Origin of the sequence: Sedimentitalea sp. (assembly GCF_039973035.1) — a bacterium.
In the GTDB taxonomy this organism is placed as follows: Bacteria; Pseudomonadota; Alphaproteobacteria; order Rhodobacterales; family Rhodobacteraceae; genus Sedimentitalea.
The window spans coordinates 360,928-381,789 of sequence record NZ_JBDWLR010000094.1 but is presented as its reverse complement, the minus strand read 5'-3'; the positions used below and the strand labels follow the sequence as shown (position 1 = coordinate 381,789).

The following is a 20,862-nucleotide window of genomic DNA, read 5'->3' as shown; positions in this document are numbered from 1 at the left end:
ATCCGGGGTGCTTGCTGCCTTGGGGAGGACCGAAATGGACCGATTTGACAACAGCCCTGAAACGGCTCTGGCCTGGCATCGCGAGGGCATCGGGGCAGCCTTGGCCACTGTTGTACAGACCTGGGGCAGTGCGCCTCGCCGGGTCGGTGCGCAGCTTGCCATTGGCGGTGACGGACGGATCGAAGGGTCGGTCTCCGGCGGCTGCGTCGAAGGCGCGGTGATCGTCGAGGCGCTGGAGGCCATCGAAGCAGGCGCGCATCGCGTGCTGGAATTCGGGGTCAGCGATGACGATGCCTTTGCCGTGGGGCTGGCCTGTGGTGGCACCATCAGGGTGCTGGTCGAGCCAGTGGGCGCAGCGTTACCCGAAGCGTTGCTCGCCGAACTGGTCGAGGCCCGCGCCAATCGCGACGCGCTGGCCTATGAAGTCAATCTGGAAAACGGTGAGCGGAAACTGGTACGCGATGGGTATCCGCACCGAATGCGCATGGACCGCTCGGGTTTTGAAGAGGACGGGCAGACATTTGTGGCGGTGCACAATCCGCCCTTGCGGCTGATCGTTGTGGGGGCAGTGCATATCGCACAGGCGTTGGTGCCGATGGCGCGGATTGCCGGGTATGATCCGGTGCTGATCGACCCGCGCGACGCTTTTGGGTCCGATGCACGCTTTCCCGGCGAGACTATTTTTCAGGACTGGCCGGACGAGGCAGTGGCCAAGCTGGGGTTGGACCCGCGGACCGCACTCGTGCTGTTGACCCATGATCCCAAGCTCGACGATCCGGCACTAGAAGCGGCGTTGGCGGCGGACGTGTTTTACATCGGCGCGTTGGGCTCGACCCGAACCCATGCCAAGCGCGTGGACCGAATGAGCGTGGCCGGATTTACGCCGGAACAGATTGCGCGTATTCATGGGCCTGTCGGACTTGATATCGGGGCGGCTGGACCCGCCGAAATCGCGGTGTCCATCCTCGCGCAGATGACGCAGGTCTTGAGACAGGGATGAAGTTCGGCCCGGTTCCCGTAGCCGAGGCGGTTGGGCATGTTCTGGCCCACTCCGTGCAATTGCCAACGGGACGATTGCGCAAGGGTATGACCCTGACTGACGGCGATGTCGCGGCCCTCGCGGGGGCCGGATTCGACCAGATCACGGTGGCACGGCTTGATACCGGTGACATCTGCGAAAATGACGCGGCAGAGGCTTTGGCCAGGGCATTGGTTCCGGATCCGAAGGTGGCAGGGCTGCATCTGAGCGCACCATTCACCGGACGTGTAAATCTTTTGGCTGACGGTCCCGGTCTGGCCCGCATAGATGCGGCCGCTATCAATCGGGTCAATCATGTGCATCCGATGATCACAGTCTCGACGGTGCCGTGCTGGCAACGGATGGATCGCGAAGGCATGGTCGCGACCGTCAAGATCATTTCCTACGCGGTGCCCGGCGCGGCGTTGGCACAGGCCTGTGAGGTGGCGTCGGGTGCTTTGACCCTTCAGCGACCAACGCTGACCCGTGCCGGGTTTATCGAAACCCGTATTTCCGGGCGGACAGAGGGTACGGTGAGCGACAAGGGTTACCGCATGATGCAGGGGCGTCTGGATCGTCTGGACGCACGCCTGTCCGATCCTGTTGCGGTGCCTCATCGTGTTGCTCCGTTGGTGCAAGCGATTGCTGCCTGTGATCACGAACTGATCTTGATTCTGACCGGCTCGGCCACATCGGATCCGACCGATGTGGCACCCGAGGCGGTACGACAAGCAGGCGGCGAAATCATCCATTTCGGAATGCCCGTGGATCCGGGCAACTTGTTGTTTTTGGGTCGGATTGGCGCACAGATGGTGATTGGTCTGCCGGGCAGCGCACGCTCACCTGCGGTCAGCGGCGTTGATTGGGTACTTGAACGGGTGATTTGTGGTCTCAAGGTCGGCCCGGAGGACATCATGGGAATGGGTGTCGGGGGGTTGCTCAAGGAGATTCCGACGCGCCCCCAGCCTCGCAGGCCCAAGAACTGACAACGGGTGTTATGCTAAAGTCCTATAAAATTCTTGTTCTCAATGTGCGGGCAGCATGTTTAACTCCAGCAAAAGCAAACGACACGCACAGGGAGGAATGTGATGGTTGATGTGACCATGACGGTTAACGGTGTTTCAAAGTCCGGTTCGGTTGAAGGGCGCACGCTGCTATCCGGGTTTTTGCGGGATGGTTTGGGTCTGACGGGAACACATGTGGGATGTGATACCTCGCAATGTGGTGCCTGTGTGGTGCATGTGGACGGTGTTGCCGTCAAATCCTGCACGATGTTCGCGGTCGAGGCGGATGGCGCCACGGTTGATACCATCGAGGGTCAGGCGGCGGCTGACGGAACGCTGAATACCATTCAACAGGCGTTTCAGGATCATCACGGACTGCAATGCGGATTTTGCACGCCGGGCATGGTGATGTCGGCGGCGGCACTGCTCAAGGATAATCCAAAGCCCAGCGAAGCGGAAATTCGGGATTATCTTGAAGGGAACCTGTGCCGTTGTACGGGATACCATAACATCGTCAAAGCAATCATGGCGGCGTCCGGTCAGGACACGGCCGCAATCGCGGCAGAATAGAGCCGGGGGCCAGCCCCCGGACCCCCGGAGTATTGTCACAAAGCTGAAGGGGGCGGGGCGCGTGGCGCGGCGATTTGAATAGTGGCGGCAAATCCGCCGGAATTTCAGGGAGGACAGTGAATATGCCCAAAGACAGTGGCATCGGCGCCAGCACCAAGCGGCGCGAGGACGTACGGTTTCTGAGCGGGACCGGCAATTATACCGACGATATCAACGTTCGCGGGCAGGCCTATGTGCATTTCCTGCGTTCGGATGTTGCTCATGGCAAGCTCAACGGGGTTGACACATCTGCGGCGGCGGCGATGCCGGGCGTTGTGCGGATCTTTACCGGCGCGGATTTCGAAGGGATCGGCGGCCTTCCTTGCGGCTGGCAAGTTACCGACCGATTCGGCGAAGTGATGCAAGAACCAGGCCACCCGGTTCTGGCACAGGGCAAGGTGCGCCATGTGGGCGATCCCATCGCTGCTGTCGTGGCAGAGACCTACGAGCAGGCGCGGGATGCCGCCGAAGCGATCGAGGTTGATATCGAAGATCTGCCTGCCGTCGTTGATATGAAAGCGGCACTGGCGGATGGTGCAACAAAGGTTCATGACGATCTGAAAAACAACCTCTGTTACGACTGGGGTTTTGTCGAAGAAAACCGTGATGCGGTGGATGCCGCGATCAAGGGTGCGGCACATGTGACGACTCTGGAGCTGGTCAATCAGCGTATGGTCGCCAACCCGATGGAGCCGCGCGTGGCCGTGGGCGATTTTGACCGCGGAACCGGCGATCACACGCTCTATACCACCAGCCAAAACCCGCATGTTATCCGGCTGTTGATGGGCGCATTTGTTCTGGGTATTCCCGAGCACAAGCTGCGTGTCGTGGCCCCGGATGTGGGCGGTGGCTTTGGCACCAAGATTTTCCATTATGCCGAGGAAGCATTCTGTACCTTTGCGGCCAAGGCGGTGAACCGTCCGGTGAAATGGACGTCTTCGCGGTCAGAAGCGTTCATGTCTGATGCACATGGTCGGGATCATGTGACCAAGATCGAACTGGCGCTGGATGCCGATAACAACTTTGTCGCGCTGCGGACTGATACCCTGGCCAATATGGGCGCGTATCTTTCGACCTTTGCGCCGTCGGTTCCAACCTGGCTGCATGGCACTTTGATGGCTGGCAACTACAAGACGCCGCTGATCTATGTGAACGTCAAGGCGGTGTTTACCAACACGGTGCCGGTGGACGCCTATCGCGGTGCTGGACGTCCCGAGGCGACCTATCAGCTGGAGCGTGTGGTTGACAAAGCCGCGCGTGAGTTGGGTGTGGAACCGATTGCGCTGCGCCGGCAGAACTTTATCACTGAGTTCCCCTATGCGACCCCGGTGGCAGTGGAATATGACACTGGCGATTACAATGCGACGATGGACAAGTTGGAAGAGATGGGCGATTTCGCCGGTTTTGCTGCACGTCGCGCCGAGAGCGAAAAGAACGGCAAGCTGCGTGGGCTGGGTGTGAATTGCTATATCGAAGCTTGTGGCATTGCACCGTCGAATCTTGTCGGTCAGCTTGGCGCGCGCGCGGGGCTGTATGAAAGCGCCACGGTGCGGGTCAACGCGACAGGCGGACTGGTTGTCATGACCGGTAGCCATTCGCACGGGCAAGGCCATGAAACCGCGTTTCCGCAAGTCATTGCCGAGATGATCGGGATCGACGAAAGCATGGTCGAGATCGTGCATGGAGATACAGCCAACGCGCCGATGGGCATGGGCACCTACGGGTCGCGCAGCCTTGCGGTCGGCGGGTCAGCCATGGTTCGTGCCACCGAAAAGATCATCAACAAGGCGCGCAAGATCGCAGCGCACCTGATGGAAGCCGCTGAGGCCGATATCGAGCTGAAGGATGGCGCATTCAGCGTTGCGGGCACCGATAAATCGGTGGCCTGGGGGGATGTCTGTCTGGCAGCCTATGTGCCGCATAACTATCCGCTTGAGGATATCGAGCCGGGACTGGAAGAAACGGCGTTTTACGATCCGTCGAACTTTACCTACCCCTCCGGTGCCTATGCCTGCGAAGTCGAAGTCGACCCTGAGACGGGCAAGGTGAGCATCGAGCGGATGCTGGCGGCAGATGATTTCGGCAATATCGTTAATCCGATGATCGTGTCGGGTCAGGTCCATGGTGGTCTGGCGCAAGGGATCGGGCAGGCGTTGCTTGAACACTGCATCTATGATGATGACGGTCAGTTGCTGAGCGCAAGCTATATGGACTATGCGATGCCGCGTGCCGATGATCTGCCGTTCTACGAGGTGGATCACTCGAGCTGCACGCCCTGTACCCATAACCCATTGGGTGTGAAGGGCTGTGGTGAGGCTGGCGCGATCGGGTCACCGCCATCGGTGGTGAACGCGGTGGTGGATGCGCTGCAATCGGGCGGCAAGAATGTCACCCATGTCGACATGCCGCTGAGCCCGTCGCGCGTTTGGGCCGCGATGCAAGGCTAATCTGAAGTAACGGGGCGGGGGGCCAGCCCCCCGAACCCCCCGGAGTATTTGCACAAAGATGAAGGGGCGGGGCCTCTTCTGGGAGGACTGAAATGTACAGTTTTGAAGTGGACAAGCCGGACAGCGTTGATGCGGCAGTCACGGCGTTGGCGGTCGAGGACGCGCAGGCACTTGGTGGTGGGCAGACTTTGATCCCGACCCTCAAGCAGCGTTTGGCAAGCCCTTCACGGTTGGTGAGCCTGACAGGGATTGCGGCCATGAAGGGTGTGAGCAGCGCTGATGGTGTTGTGACCATTGGCGGCGGCACCAACCATGGGACTGTCGCAATGGACGCGGCGTCGGCCTATCCGGCGCTGGCCGCGCTGGCCGGCAACATCGGTGATCCGGCCGTTCGCAATCGCGGCACCATTGGCGGTAGCCTCGCCAACAATGACCCGGCGGCCTGTTATCCGTCGGCGGCCCTTGCCAGCGGCGCAACCATTGTCACGAATTCACGCGAAATTGCGGCGGACGACTATTTTCAGGGTATGTTCACCACGGCTCTGGAAGAGGGGGAAGTGATCACCTCGGTGCGTTTCCCGGTGCCAGAGGCGGCGAACTACCAGAAGTTTGAGCAGCCGGCGTCACGCTTTGCGCTGGTGGGCGTATTCGTGGCCCGTTTTGCCGATGGCGTACGGGTTGCAGTGACCGGGGCGTCGGAAGAAGGCGTGTTCCGTTGGAGCGAGGCCGAGGCTGCGCTGTCGGGCAATTTTTCGGCAGAGGCGATTGATGGGCTGAGCCTGAGCGGCGATGGCATGATATCGGATCTTCACGGAACCGGCGACTATCGCGCGCACATCATCAAGGTGATGACACAGCGGGCGGTCAAGGCCGCGAGCTGATACGCGAAGACGCAGATCCAATCAGATCACGCACCGCGCCGGATTTTCCTTTTCGGGGGAGAGACCGGCGCGGTGGTGGCAAGTTTCGGCCTCAGCCTGATGCCTTGCCTTCTGTAGAGTTGCCAGCTTGGTGTTGAACACGTATCGTGAAGAGAGATTCAACCAATCGGTGAATTTCTTTTGGCAACAAGAGGGTAGAAGATCATGAAATTCAAGATGTTTGCATTGGGTGCCGTTGCTCTGGGTTTGACCGCCTGTGCACAGCCCGAGCCGGTACCGGTCTATGTTCAGCCGACGTTCGACAAGGCAGGCAATGCAAGTTGTACCGCAGGTTATCAGCTGGCGACAACGGATGCCGGGGCCACTGTCTGCGCACCCATCAGCGGGTAACAAACACTGTTCCGCAGGCAAGGGCGCAACGCTGCGTGTTTGATGCCAGGATCAGAATAGACCCGAAATAAAAAAACGCCCGGCAAGAGTTGCCGGGCGTTTTCTATTCAAGGCATGGTGAGCTGAGCCGCCAGCGTTTATTTGTTCGGCAAAGGCCCGATCAGCATGACCATCTGACGACCTTCCATCTTGGGAAAGTTCTCGATCCGGCCGATGTCCTTGGTGTCTTCGGCGACACGTTCGAGCAACTCGCGACCAAGGTTCTGGTGGGCCATCTCGCGGCCACGAAAGCGCAGGGTCACTTTGACCTTGTCGCCGTTTTCTAGGAACTTGAACACGTTACGCATCTTGACGTTATAGTCATTGGTATCGGTGTTCGGACGGAACTTGACCTCTTTGATCTCGATGGTCTTTTGTTTCTTCCGAGCCTCGGCTTCACGCTTTTGGGTTTCGTATTTGAACTTGCCAAAATCCATGATCTTGCAAACGGGCGGGTTTGCGTTTGGTGAAATCTCGACGAGATCCAGCCCAACTTCGATGGCCATCTCGATCGCGCGGGCAGGGGTCACCACACCTACGTTTTCGCCCTCGGCGCCAATTAGGCGGATTTCGGGGGTGCGGATATTTTCGTTTACGCGCGGGCCGGTGTCACGGGTTGGCGGCGCGTTATGAGGTCTGCGGGCTATGGAATCGTTCCTTTGATCGTTCGAATATCTGAAACGTAAACCTATCTTTGGCGGCGCTGCGGTTCAAGTCGCAATTCTTTGCCGAAATGCCCGAATTGCGGCGTTGGGGCTGCAATTTCCCCTTGATTGTGCGCAACATGAAGCAGATCTAGCGGGCAATTGATACCGCTCGGGTGTCTGTGTTGGAAATTTGGAGAACGTCATGAAACCAGTGATCTGGGTCGTTGCTGCCGCAGCTGTTGCCGGTGCGGGATATTACTACCTGAACAATCAGGAAGAAGTAAATCAAGCTGTGACGGAAGCGGCGGACAAGACCGAAACTGCTGCTGAAGAAGCTGTGACGGAGGCGACGGAGGCCGCAAGCGAAGCAACCACTGCAGTAACTGAGGCGGTTACAGAAGCGGCTGATGCGACTGCGGATGCCGTCGACAGCGCGGTTGATGCCACGACAGAGGCTGTAGAAAGTGCAGTTGATGCCGCGACGAACGGAACAGAAAGTGCTGTGGAAGCGGCGTCGGAGGCAGTGGATAGTGCTACGGATGCGGCGACTACGGCTGCTGAAAGCGTCGAAGGCGCGGCGACGGATGCAGTTGATGCCGTGACTGACACAGCAGCCGACGCTACAGAAGCTGCCAGTGATGTTGCTTCGGATGCGGCCGCAGCAGCGGATGCGGCAGAGCAAAGCGTGACCGACACTGCCACCGAGGCGGCGGATGCGGCGAGCAATACGGCAACCGAGGCCGCCGGCGCCGCGACCGAAACTGCAACTGAAGCGACAGAGGCCGCCAGCGATGCAGCGGATTCGGTTGCTAATACTGCTGCTGAAGCGACTGACGCCGCAGAGGGCGCCGCTACTGATGCTGTGGACAGCGCTACGGAAGCTGCAGCCGAGTCGAGCACCAATCTGACCGAGCTCTTCACAACCGAAGGGTTTGACTATGACAAGGCGACAACCGCGCTGACAGAGTCGGATCTTGGTGCAGCGAAGAAAGCGACACTGTTGGCGGGTCTTGAGCAGGCGAAGAACAACCCGGAACTGCTGAAGGCAGCGCTGGACCAGATTCGGTCGGCATTGGGTCTCTGATCCAAAGCAAAAGGCAGTTATGAGCCCAATTGGTTGGCCGGGAGCGTGTTCGCTTTCCGGCCAACGGTATCGGGAACGCTGACTGCGATAGCGCAGCCATCAACGTACAGACAAAAAACGCCTGCCCAACATCTTATGGGCAGGCGTTTTCACATTTCAGATCGTGGAAAGGTCAGCCGACAAAGGCTTTTTCGACCACGTAATGCTGCGGATCCGAATTTGCGCCTTCGACAAGGCCGAAATCTTCGAGAACCTGTTTGATGTCCTGATTAAAGCCAAGCGAGCCACAGACCATTGCACGGTCGGTTTCGGCGCTGATCGGGGCAATGCCAAGATCACTGAACACGGTTCCGTCCTGAAGCAGGTTGGTGATGCGGCCCATCTTGGGGCTCTGCTCACGCGTGGTGGTCGGATAATAGCGGATCTTGCTCAGGTTCTCGGCGCCGATCAACTCCTGCATCAACTCGTCTGCCTTGAGATCGTCGATCAGCTTGCGACCGTATTCAAGTTCGGCGACATCACGGCAGGTGTGGGTGACGATGACCTCGTCATAGTTCTCGTACGTCGCGGGCTCGCGCAGAAGCGAAGCAAATGGCGCAAAACCGGTGCCGGTGGCAAAGAACCAGATACGCTTGCCGGGAAGCAGCGCGTCGTGGACCAGTGTGCCCACAGGCTTGGGGCGCAGAATGATCTGATCGCCGGGCTGGATATGCTGCAGCTTGCTGGTCAGCGGACCGTCCTGAACCTTGATCGAATAGAATTCCAGCTCTTCGTCCCAGGCCGGGCTGGCAATGGAATAGGCACGCAGGAGCGGTTTGCCGTTGTCTCCGAGCAGACCGATCATCACGAACTCTCCGGATCGGAACCGCAGGCTTTGTGGGCGCGTCACGCGGAAGGAAAACAGCCGGTCGGTCCAATGTCTGACGGAGGTGACCGTCTGGGCATCGGGCAGGGTCGGCGTCTTGACGGGGGTGGCGTCGGTCGTGGCTTGGGTCACGGGGGTCATCTCTGTCATCGTTTACACTGCCGGTCTGCATAACCGACACCTCTGATTAATCTTTGATGTATGTCAGGGAAAGGGGGCTTAGCCGCGCAGGCGCGACTGATAATCGTGTTCCTGCCAGTTTGCACGGGCCAGCCACTGATCTTCGGGTTGCCGATTGGCCAGCGCCTCGTCGATTTCGACCTCGTCAAAACCGGAACGTCGTGCCATCGCGTATTGATCCGCCAGCACATGACCACGCGCGCGCAACCGGCCGGTATAGCCCCGCAGTCGCAATTGCCGCGCGATGGTAAAGCCACGCCCGTCTGCGGAACTCGGGAAATCCACGCGGATCATTTGCAGACCCGAATGCAGCGGTACGTCCGCCGGGTCGGTGTCCGAAGCGATATCCAGTGACACGGCATCATTGGCAGCCTTGCCTGTATCGCAATAGCCGGCGGTCCAGTCATCTTGGCCAAAGCCGGTGTCGGTTACAAGTACTGTCATGTGTTTGCTCCTATACGGACCATCTTGCCATTCACAAAGTGGATGCCGCATTCGTCCTTGTTCTGATCGCGCCAGCGTCCGGCGCGGGGGTCTTCGCCTTCGGCCACGGGTGAGGTGCAGGGGGCACATCCGATCGACGGATAGCCCTGCGCCACCAGCGGATGCCGGGGCAGTCTGTTTTCGTCCATATAGGCGCGCACGTCTTCGGGCGCCCAATGGGCCAGCGGGTTGATCTTGATGCGCCCGGTGCCGTCCTCGACCTCAAAGAAATCAAGGGCGGCGCGTTTGCCGGACTGAAACCGTTTCCGTCCGGTGATCCAGCCGTCAAAAGGTGCCAGCGCCTTGTTCAGCGGCTCTGTCTTGCGCAAGGTACAACACGCGTCCGGATCGCTGCGATGCAGGGTTCCGTCCGGGTCGCGCGCCGCAATGTCACCGGCGCGAATGATCCGCACATTGGTGAGGCCGAGCCGCTCGGACACTTCGGTCTGATAGACCAGCGTTTCGGTAAACAGCATCTCGGTGTCGATGAACAGGATTGGTGTGGACCGATCCGCCACCGCGGCCATGTGCAACAGCACAACCGATTCCGCGCCAAAGCTTGAGACCAGCGCGATATTGCCAGCCTCCTTCAACGCACCCTGCATCACCGCAGTGGCGCTGTGATGCCGGTAACGTGCATTCAGCTCGTCCACCTTGGCCCTCAGCGCGGCGGCATTGAGGCCGCCGGCGGGCGCATTTTCTGCGAGATCAAGCATGGGCTTACTCGGCAGCCACGGCAGCCTGCGGATAGAGCGCAGATTTGAACGGGGCCAACCCGATGCGGCGATAGGTTTGCAGAAAGGTTTCGGCCGGGTCATTGCGCAGGTCGAGATAGGCATAGACCAGCCGCTCGATGGCCGGGATCACGTCGTCGGCGGAAAAGCCGGGACCAACGCGTTCGCCAAGCGCCGCATGTTCGGTGGCATCGCCGCCCAAGGTGATCTGGTAGTTTTCCACCCCCGCGCGATCCAGACCCAGAATGCCGATGTGACCGACGTGGTGGTGGCCACAGGCGTTGATGCAGCCCGAGATCTTGATCTTGAGCGGGCCGATATCGTTCTCGATCTGCAACTCGTCAAACCGCGTGGCGATCTGCTGGGCGATCGGGATCGACCGGGCAGTTGCCAGTGCGCAGTAATCCATGCCGGGGCAGGCGATGATGTCGCTGATCAGACCAATGTTGGCAGTGGCAAGGCCATCCGATTTCAGAGCCGCATGGATCGCGGGCAGGTCGGATTTATGAACATGCGGTAGCACCACATTCTGCTCATGGCTGATGCGCAACTCGTCATGGCCATAGCGCTCTGCCAGATCGGCCATGAGGCGCATCTGATCGGCGCTGGCGTCGCCCGGCGTGGCGCCATGCGCCTTAAGGCTGATCGACACAATGGCGTGGTCGGGATCACGATGCGCGGTCAGGTTGGTGTCGGCCCAGCTGCGGAAAATGGGGTCTGCGTTGTATGCGTCTTCATAGGCCGTGATCGAGCCTGAGCGCAGCGTTGGCAAAGCAAACGCGGCTTCAAGGTCTGGCAACAGGTCCTGATCCGCGCCGGACCAGACCGGACGGAGCCGGTCAAAGATACGCTCGACACGCTCGCGAATGTCGTCGATGCCATGCTCGTGCACGGTGATTTTGATGCGCGCCTTGTACTTGTTGTCGCGCCGTCCCAGCAGGTTGTAGACGCTGAGAACCGCTTCGAGATAAGGCAGCAAATCAGCCTGCGGCAGAAATTCGCGAATGACCTTGCCGATCATCGGTGTACGACCAAGTCCGCCGCCGACGATGACCTTGTAACCGATCTCGCCATTCTGCTCTACGATCTGCAGTCCGATATCATGCGCCTTGATCACGGCGCGGTCGCTGTCGCTACCGGTCACGGCGATCTTGAACTTGCGGCCCAGGAACTGGAATTCCGGGTGGTCAGTCGACCATTGACGGATGAGTTCGGCGACCGGGCGGGGGTCGGCAATTTCATCGGCTGCGGCACCTGCGAAATGGTCCGCAGTCACGTTGCGGATGGTATTGCCGCTGGTCTGGATCGCGTGGAGTCCCACTTCGGCCAGAGCGTCCGACATATCTGGAATGTCGCGCAGTCTCGGCCAGTTGTACTGAATATTCTGGCGCGTAGTGAAGTGGCCATAGCCCTTGTCCCAGCGTTCAGCCAGATAAGCCAGCTTGCGCATTTGCGCTCCGTTCAACGTACCGTAAGGGATCGCGACCCGCAGCATATAGGCGTGCAATTGCAGGTAGACGCCGTTCATCAGGCGCAGCGGCTTGAACTCGTCTTCGGTCAGGGAACCGTCAATCCGGCGTTCAACCTGTGCGCGGAACTGGGCGTTGCGTTCGGCAAGGAATGCGGTGTCAAATTCGGTATAGCTGTACATCTGGTCTGTCCTGTCTGGAGAGGTGACGCGCTGGCTGGCGGTATATCTTACCCGCGCAGCCCGGCCTGTGTTTCCTGTTTGCCGTGGGCATAGTTCGATGGCCCGGTCCGGCGGAATTCCTCTCGGAAATGGGTGGGTTGCGGGCCGCTGGCGGCGGGCTGCATCTCGGCGAGATAAGCACCAACAATGCGGTTGGCTTGACGCTCTGCATCAAGCAGGCGCAACTGTGCGTGGGCCTCGTCGGTGATGATTTCGGCATCTACAAGATCACGGCTCCAGTCATCGTTGGCCGTCAGGTAAATGACATCGCCTTCTAACAGGTCCGATGCGGTGACGACTTTGGGAGTGAATTCGCGGGGCATCCGATTGTTTCCTCAAGACTGCATTGTTTCTGCGCTCTATATAGGAAATTTTCCCATGTTTACGCCAGATACCTTGCCAAATAAGGAATATTGTTCCAAAAGCTCCTCGCAGTAGAACATATGATCTGACCAATGGGGTGAAATCGGAATGGGCGCACGGATCGACGACGTAGATCGGAAAATTCTGGCGGAATTGCAGCGGGATGCGAGCCAGTCGCTGGACGACATTGCCCGCGCAGTCGGCAGTTCCAAGACCCCGGTGTGGAATCGCATCCGCAAGCTGCGCGACGCAGGTGTGATCGGACAACAGACCGTGGTTCTGGACGCCGAGGCACTTGGTTTCGAAGCCTGTTTCTTTGTTTTGATCCGCACATCAGAACACGAGGCCGAATGGCAGGCGATGTTCCTCAAGGCTTTGCGGGATCGACCGGAAGTGCAGGAAGCACACCGGCTTGCGGGGGATATCGACTATATCCTTAAAGTTCGGGTCAAGAATGCCCGCGCCTATGACGAATTCTATCAGGCGCTGATCTCAGAGGTGCGGGTGCACAATGTTACCGCACTCCTGTCGATGGAAGAAATCAAGTCGACAACCATGCTGCCACTATAGGTGCGCTCTGGTCACGACGAGGATGGCCCTGCTAGGGTTTGACGGATGAGCCACCTGCGACATCAACGAACCTGGATGGTGCTGATCTTCCTGCTTGCTGTCACGGCCTTGGCCGGAGGCGTCTGGCGGTACGGGTATTTGCAGGCGTTGGAACAGCTGGCGCGCCGGGCCGAGGCTGATTTGGCGCTGGCAAGCGACCGTTTAAGCACGGAACTGCAGGTCTATCAGGAACTTGCCGTGTTGCTGACCGACCATCCGATGCTTGTGGGGCTTGACGATCCGACCCGACGAAAGGATGCGCAGGCGCAATTGCTGGAAGTGGCGGACAAGACTGCCGCGCTTGATGTTGCCTTTGCTGATGTGACAGGGCGCATTCTGGTCAGCGCAAATGGGCTGACGACAAATGACGTATCCGATGAACCCTATTTTCGCCGTGCGATGCAGGGCGCATTGGGGTCCGATCATGGGCTGCGCGCGCCGCTGGACCGAAGAGCTTATTACTATGCGGCTCCGGCCTTTGATGCGGCGGGGAAGGTGCGTGGGGCCGTGGTGGTCGTGGCCGATGTGGCCAGCATTGAACTGGCATGGCCCGGCAGTGCGCCAGCGGTTTTCTTTACCGATGCAAACGGCGAGGTCTTCGTTACCAACCGCTTTGAGTTGCTGTATTGGACCCGACCGGACAGCGGCGTTGGGCTGGTTCCGCCCGAAGGACCCGCTCCGGAATTTCGGGCGGCGCAGACCGGGGCGCACGACATCTGGAATATCCGCTGGGGGCCCTATGTGCCGACGCGGGCCTTGCATCTTCAGCGGCATTTGCCGGTGGTTGCGTTGACTGGAGAGCTCCTTGTCAACGCTGCACCTGCACGTCGGCTGGCATGGCTACAGGCCTCGGCGGTGGCAGCGATCTGTCTGGCTTTTGGTGCGATGCTGTTTCTCGCCACCGAACGGCGGAGGACTCTGGCGCAGGCCAATGCGGTTCTGGAAAGCCGTGTCGCCAAGCGCACACAGGCATTGTCTGAGGCGAATGTGCATCTGCGTCAGGAAATCAGCGAGCGGATGGAGGCCGAGGCCGCCCTCAAGCGTGCGCAGGCTGATCTGGTACAGGCTGGCAAGCTGAGCGCCTTGGGCCAAATGAGCGCGGGGATCAGCCACGAACTGAACCAGCCGCTGATGGCGATCCGGTCGTTTGCAGAGAATGGCACGCAATATCTCGAGCGTGGGCGCAGCGAAAAGGCGGGTGAGAACCTGTCCCGAATTGCTGATCTGGCACATCGCATGGGGCGGATCATCCGCAATCTGCGCGCATTTGCGCGGCAGGAGAGCGAGGAGGTCCGGCAGGTGGATATCGTTGCGGTTCTGGACAGTGTGATCGAGTTGACAGGCGCGCGAATGCGACAGGACTCGGTCGACATCAGGTTTGCGCGACCGGATCACCCGATCTGGGTGCGAGGGGGGGACGTACGACTGGGACAGGTGTTCGTGAACCTTTTGACAAACGCGGCCGACGCTATGGAGGGGCAGGACGACAAATGCATCAGGATCGACGTAAACGAGACCGGTCCGCTGACCGTGACCGTGCGTGATAATGGTCCCGGCATCGATTTGCCCGACAAGGTGTTCGAACCTTTCTATTCTACCAAGGTGGTGGGTGCCTCCGAGGGCATGGGGCTGGGGTTGTCGATCTCTTATGGCATCGTGCAGAGTTTCGGTGGTGATATCCGTGGCGAAAACGCCCCGGATGGCGGGGCGGTGTTCAGCGTACAGTTGGAACCATGGCAGGCGGAGCAGGCGGCATGAGTGGATTGCGGCAGGTGTTGTTGGTCGATGATGATGCAGCGGTGCGCGAAGCATTGGCGCAAACGTTGGATTTGGCCGATCTCGACGTGACAACGGCGGGATCCTTCGTGGCAGCCAAGGATCACATTCAGCGCGATTTTCCCGGTATCATCCTGTCCGATATCCGGATGCCGGGTCGCGATGGCTTTCATCTTTTATCCTTTGCGCGTGATGTGGACGAGGATCTGCCAGTGGTTCTGTTGACCGGGGAAGGTGATATCCCGATGGCGGTGTCAGCTATGGAAAAAGGCGCGTTCGATTTTTTGGAAAAACCCTGCGCGCCAACCGAGCTGGTCGAGGTTCTGGGCCGTGCGCTTGCGGCGAGGCAGGCAACGTTGGACATGCGGGCAGAACGGGAGCAGGCGCAATCTGGAGATCCGGCGGCGCGTATGATCTTTGGCACATCGACCTTGGTGGAAAACGTTCGGGAACGGGTGCGGCGATTGGCAAAAACCGCCGCTGCCGTGTTGGTGACCGGTTCGCCGGGCAGTGGCGTGTCCAAGGTTGCCGAGGTAATCCATCTATGCTCGGATCAGGCGCGAGGCCCGTTTGAAAAGCGTGCGGCAGCAGGGTTGGATCGCAGAGAACTGCGTCACGCGCTGAGCGCTGCGGCGGGTGGAAGCCTGTTTCTGGATGAGATCCGTAACCTGCCGGCTGACACCCAGATTGCGCTGATCGAGGCGCTTGAGGAAACCGGGCAGGCGCGGGTGATGGCAGGCAGTACGGTCGAGCTCGATGAAACCATGCTGAACGGCGACCTCTACTACCGACTGCAAGCGGCCTCGGTGCGCATTCCGTCGCTGGCCGAACGGCCCGAGGATATTCCGGTACTGTTTCGACGCTATGTGGATCAGGCCAGTGAACAGGCGGGTCTCAGCGTACCGCAGGTGACGCCCGAACATCTGGCGGTGCTTATGGCGCAGGATTGGCCCGGAAACGCGCGCTCATTGATGAGCGCGGCGATGCGATTTGTCCTCGGGATGCCGGAGGATGTGAGTGAAGCGGCGGAGCTTGGGTTGGCCGAGCAGATGGCGCGGGTAGAGCGATCACTGCTGATCGCGGCACTGGGACGGCAGAACGGTCATGCGTCGGATGCGGCGAGGGCGCTCAAGCTGCCGCGCAAGACATTCTATGACAAGTTGGCCAAATACGGGATTCGTCCGGAAGATTTTCGCCGATAGGAGTGTGCGGGTTTTCGCACAAACATCACTTTGACTGTGTGGAATCTCGCACATTCACCTTATGCCAACTGTTTTACAACGTGAAAAAATCTCCGTAACCATCAGCAACAACAAAATAAATACGTATTATGACCGGCGACATCACAAACTGTTGAGTGACACGTTGCAATCCGTTTCACTGCATCCAGCGCGCTGATTCCAGCGCCAGCTTTGGGTGCAGACCCGTATCAAACAAGAAAATTTCGGGAGGAGAGACCGATGAAACTGTTTACCGCTGCCGCAACGGCAATGGCTCTTTCGCTGACGGCAACCGCAGGATTTGCAGCATGCGACGATGGCGAGATTGTCATCAAGTTCAGCCACGTCACCAATACTGACAAACATCCCAAGGGCATCGCCGCGTCGCTGCTTCAGGAGCGCGTCAACGAAGAGATGAACGGCAAGGCCTGCATGGAGGTTTTCCCGAACTCGACACTCTATAACGATGATCAGGTGCTCGAGGCGATGCTGCAGGGCGATGTGCAGATGGCCGCGCCGTCACTGTCGAAGTTCGAACAGTTCACCAAGGTGTTCCGCATTTTCGACCTGCCGTTCATGTTCAACAACATGGCGGCTGTGGACGCGTTTCAGAACTCTGAAACCGGCCAGCAAATGAAGGAATCGATGACCCGTCGCGGTCTCTTGGGGCTGGGCTTTTGGCACAATGGCATGAAACAGATGTCTGCCAACACACCGCTGGTATCACCGGAAGATGCAAACGGTCTGAAATTCCGCGTGCAGAACTCGGATGTGCTCAAGGCGCAAATGGCGGCGATGGGTGCAAGCCCGCAGCCGATGGCCTTTTCCGAGGTCTATGGCGCGTTGCAGACCGGTGTTGTAGACGGGCAGGAAAACACCTGGTCCAACATTTATGGGCAGAAGTTCTTTGAAGTTCAGGACGGCACAACCGAGACCAACCACGGTGTTCTCGACTATATGCTGGTGACGTCGACGGATTGGTGGGACAGCCTGCCAGACGACGTACGCGACCAACTGGGTGCCATCGTCGCTGACGTTACAGCCACACGCAACGCCGCCGTCGGCGAAGTGGATGCCGCAGCGCGTCAGGCTGTGCTTGACGCTGGTGGTGTTATTGTTGAGTTGACGCCAGAACAGCGTACGGCCTGGGTCGAAGCGATGAAGCCTGTCTGGGCCGAGTTCGAAGGCGATGTCGGCACAGACAACATCGCCGAAGCACAAAAGTTCAACGCGATGAACTAAGCGCGTAACGTGCGCACCGGTCCGGTCCCCACGAGGGGCCGGACCCATTTGATTTCGCATCTTGAAACAGGGGGCATGGCATTATGTCGGCCAAATACGAGTCGAACTCGGTCCTGGGCCGGGTGGTCAATGAACTCGAGGAAACCGCGATTGCGATCCTTCTCGGACTGATGACCCTCATCACTTTTGTTAACGTTGTTCTTCGGTATGGCTTCAACACCGGTTTGATCTGGGGTTTAGAGGCGACTTCGTTCCTGTTTGCCTGGCTGGTTCTGTTCGGGGTCAGTTATGCGGTCAAGGTGACTGCGCATCTTGGCGTGGACGCGGTGATCACGCTGTTCTCCGCGCCTGTGCGCAAGGCTCTGGCGCTGTTTGCCGGGGCCGTCTGTATCTTTTATGCGGCGCTGATCATGAAAGGTGCCTGGGACTATTGGGCCCCATTCGCCGGGTTGGATGCCACCAGCGGGCGCTGGTTCCCGACGGGTTTTGCGAACTCGCGCGATCAGGCCTGGTACGAGGTGGTCGATATCCCGATCCCGGAATGGCTGCGCTTTATCGAGCCGATCATGAACGAAGGCGAAAGCTATGAAAAACTGCCTCGCTTTATCCCCTATGCCATCCTGCCGTTTGGCGCGGCACTGCTGCTGTTTCGGTTTGTTCAGGCAACCATTCGGATCGCACGCGGTGAGTCTGCGGGCCTGATTGTCAGCCATGAAGCCGAGGACGCCATTGCGGATGTCCAGCACATGAACCGGGAGGACTGAAATCATGGAAGTCGCCATTCTCTTTCTGATGGTCATCGGTCTGATGCTGGTCGGCGTACCGATCGCTGTCAGCCTCGGCATGTCCTCAATCCTGTTCCTGCTGGTGCTCAGCGATACGTCGATGGCGTCAATTGCTCAGACGCTGTTTCAGGCGATGGCAGGCCACTATACGCTTTTGGCCATCCCGTTCTTCGTACTGGCCTCGTCGTTCATGTCGACCGGCGGTGTGGCAAAACGGATCATCCGGTTCGCCATTGCCATTGTCGGCCATCTGCCCGGCGGGTTGGCGATTGCCGGTGTCTTTGCCTGTATGCTCTTTGCGGCGCTGTCGGGTTCTTCCCCGGCCACGGTGGTTGCGATCGGTTCCATCGTCATCGCCGGAATGCGTCAGGTGGGATATTCCAAGGACTTCGCAGCCGGCGTGATTGCCAATGCGGGTACACTGGGGATCCTGATCCCGCCATCCATTGTGATGGTGGTCTATGCCAGCGCCACCGACGTATCTGTCGGGCGCATGTTCCTCGCAGGTGTGATCCCGGGGCTGATGGCCGGCACCATGTTGATGTTCACCATCTACCTGATCGCTAAGGTTAAAAACCTGCCCAAAGGTGAATGGATGGGCTGGGGCGAGGTGTTTTCCTCGGGCCGCGATGCCGGCTGGGGCCTGTTCCTGATCGTCATCATCCTTGGCGGCATCTATGGCGGCATCTTCACACCGACAGAGGCAGCCGCTGTGGCTGCGGTCTATGCCTTCCTGATCTCCTGTTTCGTCTATCGAGACATGGGGCCGCTGACCCGTCCAGAGGGCGAACGCAACCTGACGCTGCTCGACAAACCGGTGGCGATTATCACGGCGTTCTTTCACAAGGATGTACGCAATACGCTGTTTGAGGCAGGCAAGCTGACCGTCACGTTGATGTTCATCATCGCCAACGCGCTGATCCTTAAACATGTTCTGACCGACGAGCAGATTCCACAGCAAATCGCAGGCTCGATGCTGGCCGCAGGGTTCGGACCGGTCATCTTCCTGATGATTGTCAACGTGATCCTGTTGATCGGCGGGCAATTTATGGAACCCTCGGGCCTGATCGTGATCGTTGCGCCTCTGGTGTTCCCGATTGCCATCGAACTGGGGATCGATCCGATCCATCTGGGCATCATCATGGTGGTGAACATGGAAATCGGAATGATCACACCACCGGTCGGTCTCAACCTGTTCGTGACCTCGGGCGTCGCTGGCATGCCGATGATGCGGGTTGTGCGCGCCGCGCTGCCGTTCCTGGCGGTTCTGTTCGTGTTCCTGATCATCGTGACCTATGTGCCGTCGATCAGCACCTTCCTGCCCAATACGTTCATGGGGCCGGAGATCATCGTCAAATAGTCTACAGTCGCGTACGTTGACTTTGAAAAGACATGCAAAGGCGTCGCCCCGAGTTCTGGGCGGCGCCTCAGTTGTTTCTGTCAAGCGTTTCACTCCCGTGCTAGCATCCTGCTGCTGACCGGATTGCATCTTAGGGGAGGCCACCTTGATACCTGAATTGAACCTGAAGGCGCTGAATGCGCGCGATCCCGGCGAGATGGCACAGCTGGGCCGGGCCGTGCGGGACATTGGGTTTCTGACAGTAACCGGCACCAGTCTGACGGCCTCGCGGGTGTCCCGTGTGCTTGACCTGTATCGTGCGTTCTTTCAGATGCCCGAAGAGGAAAAGCGCCCGGTAGATATGGCTCGCACCGGGGCGAACCGGGGATGGGGTGCGCCGGGGTCGGAGCAGGTCGACCCCAAGGCAAACCCGGACTTCAAGGAAGTCTTTGATTGCGGTTATGAATTGCCTGCACGGCATCCGTTGGCATCCCGGAACCTGAGCGTCTATGCGCCAAACCTATGGCCGGCTGTCCCGGCACAGTTTCGCACCGAAATCCAGGCCTACTATGCCGAGGCGCTGGAGGTCGGGCGGCAGGTTCTTGCGGCTATTGCCGATGCGGCCGGGGATGATCCCTTTGGCTTTGCTGGCGCGTTTGACGCACCCATGGCGTTGTTGCGGGGCAATTATTACCCGGAGCGGCCGGGTTGGGCAGGGGCCAAGGATTTCGGGATTGCCGCGCATACGGATTACGGCTGTCTCACACTGCTGGCGATGGACGGGTCGCCGGGTCTTACGGTGCAGATGCCGGATGGCAGTTGGCAGGCCATCAATGCGCAGCCCGGTGTCTTTGTGATCAATTTTGGCGAGATGCTTGAGATGTGGACCGGTGGGCGGGTCAAGGCCACGCTCCATCGGGTTGTCGGGGGTGCAAACGAACGCATCTCGGTGCCGCTGTTTCTAAATCCGTCCTACGACACCAATGTGGCGCCGCCGGGATCAAGTGAAACCATTCTCGCAGGTGACCATCTGTCCCGTCGTTTCAACGAGACCTATCTACACCTGAAATCTAAGGCTTAAACGGGTTCAGGCCGCGCTGTCAGGAGAGTTGAACTTGATCGACTCACCACAGCCACAGGCCTCGGAGACGTTGGGGTTGTTAAACCGGAAACCGGATTCCAGCAGGCCGGTTTCATAGTCGATCTCGGTGCCGAACAGGAACATCTGTGCCATCGGCGCAATCATCACCCGTGCGCCGTCCTGTTCCACGACTTCATCATTGGGGTCCGTCGCCTGGACGTACTCCATAGTGTATTCCATACCCGCACAGCCACCTTTCTTGACGCCAATGCGCAGGCCGGAATGGTCGTTCTTGGCCATGAGTCGCGCAATTTGGGCGGTCGCTGCGGGCGTCAGGGTGACGGCCTGTTTGCCGGGGATGCCGAACATTTTACTG

The 20,862-nt window shown here is 59.1% G+C and carries 21 protein-coding genes; 14 read left to right on the top strand and 7 right to left on the bottom strand.

Annotated features, from left to right (window positions below; all coding sequences use genetic code 11):
- Positions 1-34 precede the first annotated feature (34 nt).
- The 6 genes from ABJO75_RS26800 to ABJO75_RS26775 all read left to right on the top strand — a co-directional run bounded on the left by ABJO75_RS26800 (position 35) and on the right by ABJO75_RS26775 (position 6,349).
- Positions 35-1,000, top strand: a complete 966-nt coding sequence (locus ABJO75_RS26800) for an XdhC family protein (protein WP_348125643.1) — start codon at positions 35-37, stop codon at positions 998-1,000.
- Positions 997-2,004 carry a molybdopterin-binding protein gene (locus ABJO75_RS26795; RefSeq protein WP_348125641.1) on the top strand — a complete coding sequence of 336 codons (1,008 nt, stop codon included), beginning with the start codon at positions 997-999 and terminating at the stop codon, positions 2,002-2,004. Before ABJO75_RS26800 ends, ABJO75_RS26795 begins: the two co-directional genes overlap by 4 nt.
- 102 nt (positions 2,005-2,106) lie before the next feature.
- Positions 2,107-2,592 (top strand): (2Fe-2S)-binding protein, encoded by a 486-nt coding sequence (locus tag ABJO75_RS26790; protein WP_348125639.1) that lies wholly within the window; start codon positions 2,107-2,109, stop codon positions 2,590-2,592.
- A 122-nt stretch (positions 2,593-2,714) separates the two neighbouring features.
- The gene (locus ABJO75_RS26785; RefSeq protein ID WP_348125637.1) at positions 2,715-5,078 is read left to right on the top strand and encodes a xanthine dehydrogenase family protein molybdopterin-binding subunit; all 2,364 of its coding nucleotides are present in this window, start codon (positions 2,715-2,717) and stop codon (positions 5,076-5,078) included.
- A 92-nt stretch (positions 5,079-5,170) separates the two neighbouring features.
- Positions 5,171-5,959 (top strand): xanthine dehydrogenase family protein subunit M, encoded by a 789-nt coding sequence (locus tag ABJO75_RS26780; protein WP_348125635.1) that lies wholly within the window; start codon positions 5,171-5,173, stop codon positions 5,957-5,959.
- Positions 5,960-6,163: 204 nt separating this feature from the next.
- Positions 6,164-6,349 (top strand): hypothetical protein, encoded by a 186-nt coding sequence (locus ABJO75_RS26775; RefSeq protein ID WP_348125633.1) that lies wholly within the window; start codon positions 6,164-6,166, stop codon positions 6,347-6,349.
- Positions 6,350-6,486: 137 nt separating this feature from the next.
- Here ABJO75_RS26775 and infC read toward each other — a convergent pair whose 3' ends face one another.
- Entirely contained in the window at positions 6,487-7,035 is a 549-nt protein-coding gene (infC, locus tag ABJO75_RS26770) for a translation initiation factor IF-3 (RefSeq protein WP_348125704.1), read from the bottom strand.
- Between the two features lie 202 nt (positions 7,036-7,237).
- Between infC and ABJO75_RS26765 the strand changes: the two genes are divergently transcribed.
- Positions 7,238-8,119, top strand: coding sequence for a translation initiation factor 3 (locus tag ABJO75_RS26765; protein WP_348125631.1), 882 nt, complete (start codon positions 7,238-7,240; stop codon positions 8,117-8,119).
- A gap of 172 nt (positions 8,120-8,291) precedes the next feature.
- Here the strand turns inward: ABJO75_RS26765 and ABJO75_RS26760 are convergent, their stop codons facing one another.
- The 5 genes from ABJO75_RS26760 to ABJO75_RS26740 all read right to left on the bottom strand — a co-directional run bounded on the left by ABJO75_RS26760 (position 8,292) and on the right by ABJO75_RS26740 (position 12,394).
- Positions 8,292-9,134, bottom strand: a complete 843-nt coding sequence (locus tag ABJO75_RS26760; protein WP_348125629.1) for a ferredoxin--NADP reductase — start codon at positions 9,132-9,134, stop codon at positions 8,292-8,294.
- 69 nt (positions 9,135-9,203) lie between these two features.
- On the bottom strand, positions 9,204-9,608 hold the full coding sequence (locus ABJO75_RS26755) for a DUF934 domain-containing protein (protein WP_348125627.1): 405 nt from the start codon (positions 9,606-9,608) through the stop codon (positions 9,204-9,206).
- The gene (locus ABJO75_RS26750) at positions 9,605-10,363 is read right to left on the bottom strand and encodes a phosphoadenylyl-sulfate reductase (RefSeq protein WP_348125625.1); all 759 of its coding nucleotides are present in this window, start codon (positions 10,361-10,363) and stop codon (positions 9,605-9,607) included. The genes ABJO75_RS26755 and ABJO75_RS26750 overlap by 4 nt, the downstream gene beginning before the upstream one ends.
- A gap of 4 nt (positions 10,364-10,367) precedes the next feature.
- Positions 10,368-12,032 (bottom strand): nitrite/sulfite reductase, encoded by a 1,665-nt coding sequence (locus ABJO75_RS26745; RefSeq protein WP_348125623.1) that lies wholly within the window; start codon positions 12,030-12,032, stop codon positions 10,368-10,370.
- Between the two features lie 47 nt (positions 12,033-12,079).
- Entirely contained in the window at positions 12,080-12,394 is a 315-nt protein-coding gene (locus ABJO75_RS26740; protein ID WP_348125621.1) for a DUF2849 domain-containing protein, read from the bottom strand.
- A 148-nt stretch (positions 12,395-12,542) separates the two neighbouring features.
- Between ABJO75_RS26740 and ABJO75_RS26735 the strand changes: the two genes are divergently transcribed.
- The 7 genes from ABJO75_RS26735 to ABJO75_RS26705 all read left to right on the top strand — a co-directional run bounded on the left by ABJO75_RS26735 (position 12,543) and on the right by ABJO75_RS26705 (position 20,486).
- Positions 12,543-13,004, top strand: coding sequence for an Lrp/AsnC family transcriptional regulator (locus tag ABJO75_RS26735; protein ID WP_348125619.1), 462 nt, complete (start codon positions 12,543-12,545; stop codon positions 13,002-13,004).
- A 45-nt stretch (positions 13,005-13,049) separates the two neighbouring features.
- Positions 13,050-14,801 carry an ATP-binding protein gene (locus ABJO75_RS26730; RefSeq protein ID WP_348125617.1) on the top strand — a complete coding sequence of 584 codons (1,752 nt, stop codon included), beginning with the start codon at positions 13,050-13,052 and terminating at the stop codon, positions 14,799-14,801.
- Positions 14,798-16,021, top strand: a complete 1,224-nt coding sequence (locus tag ABJO75_RS26725; protein ID WP_348125615.1) for a sigma-54 dependent transcriptional regulator — start codon at positions 14,798-14,800, stop codon at positions 16,019-16,021. Before ABJO75_RS26730 ends, ABJO75_RS26725 begins: the two co-directional genes overlap by 4 nt.
- A gap of 258 nt (positions 16,022-16,279) precedes the next feature.
- On the top strand, positions 16,280-17,281 hold the full coding sequence (locus tag ABJO75_RS26720) for a TRAP transporter substrate-binding protein (protein ID WP_348125613.1): 1,002 nt from the start codon (positions 16,280-16,282) through the stop codon (positions 17,279-17,281).
- Between the two features lie 83 nt (positions 17,282-17,364).
- Complete coding sequence (locus ABJO75_RS26715; RefSeq protein ID WP_348125611.1) at positions 17,365-18,045, top strand: TRAP transporter small permease; 681 nt, start codon at positions 17,365-17,367, stop codon at positions 18,043-18,045.
- 4 nt (positions 18,046-18,049) lie between these two features.
- A complete protein-coding gene (locus tag ABJO75_RS26710; RefSeq protein ID WP_348125609.1) occupies positions 18,050-19,426 on the top strand; it encodes a TRAP transporter large permease in 1,377 nt (458 codons plus the stop codon).
- A gap of 145 nt (positions 19,427-19,571) precedes the next feature.
- Positions 19,572-20,486, top strand: a complete 915-nt coding sequence (locus ABJO75_RS26705; protein WP_348125607.1) for a 2-oxoglutarate and iron-dependent oxygenase domain-containing protein — start codon at positions 19,572-19,574, stop codon at positions 20,484-20,486.
- A gap of 6 nt (positions 20,487-20,492) precedes the next feature.
- Here ABJO75_RS26705 and ABJO75_RS26700 read toward each other — a convergent pair whose 3' ends face one another.
- The gene (locus ABJO75_RS26700; protein WP_348125605.1) at positions 20,493-20,855 is read right to left on the bottom strand and encodes an iron-sulfur cluster assembly accessory protein; all 363 of its coding nucleotides are present in this window, start codon (positions 20,853-20,855) and stop codon (positions 20,493-20,495) included.
- Positions 20,856-20,862: the final 7 nt, after the last annotated feature.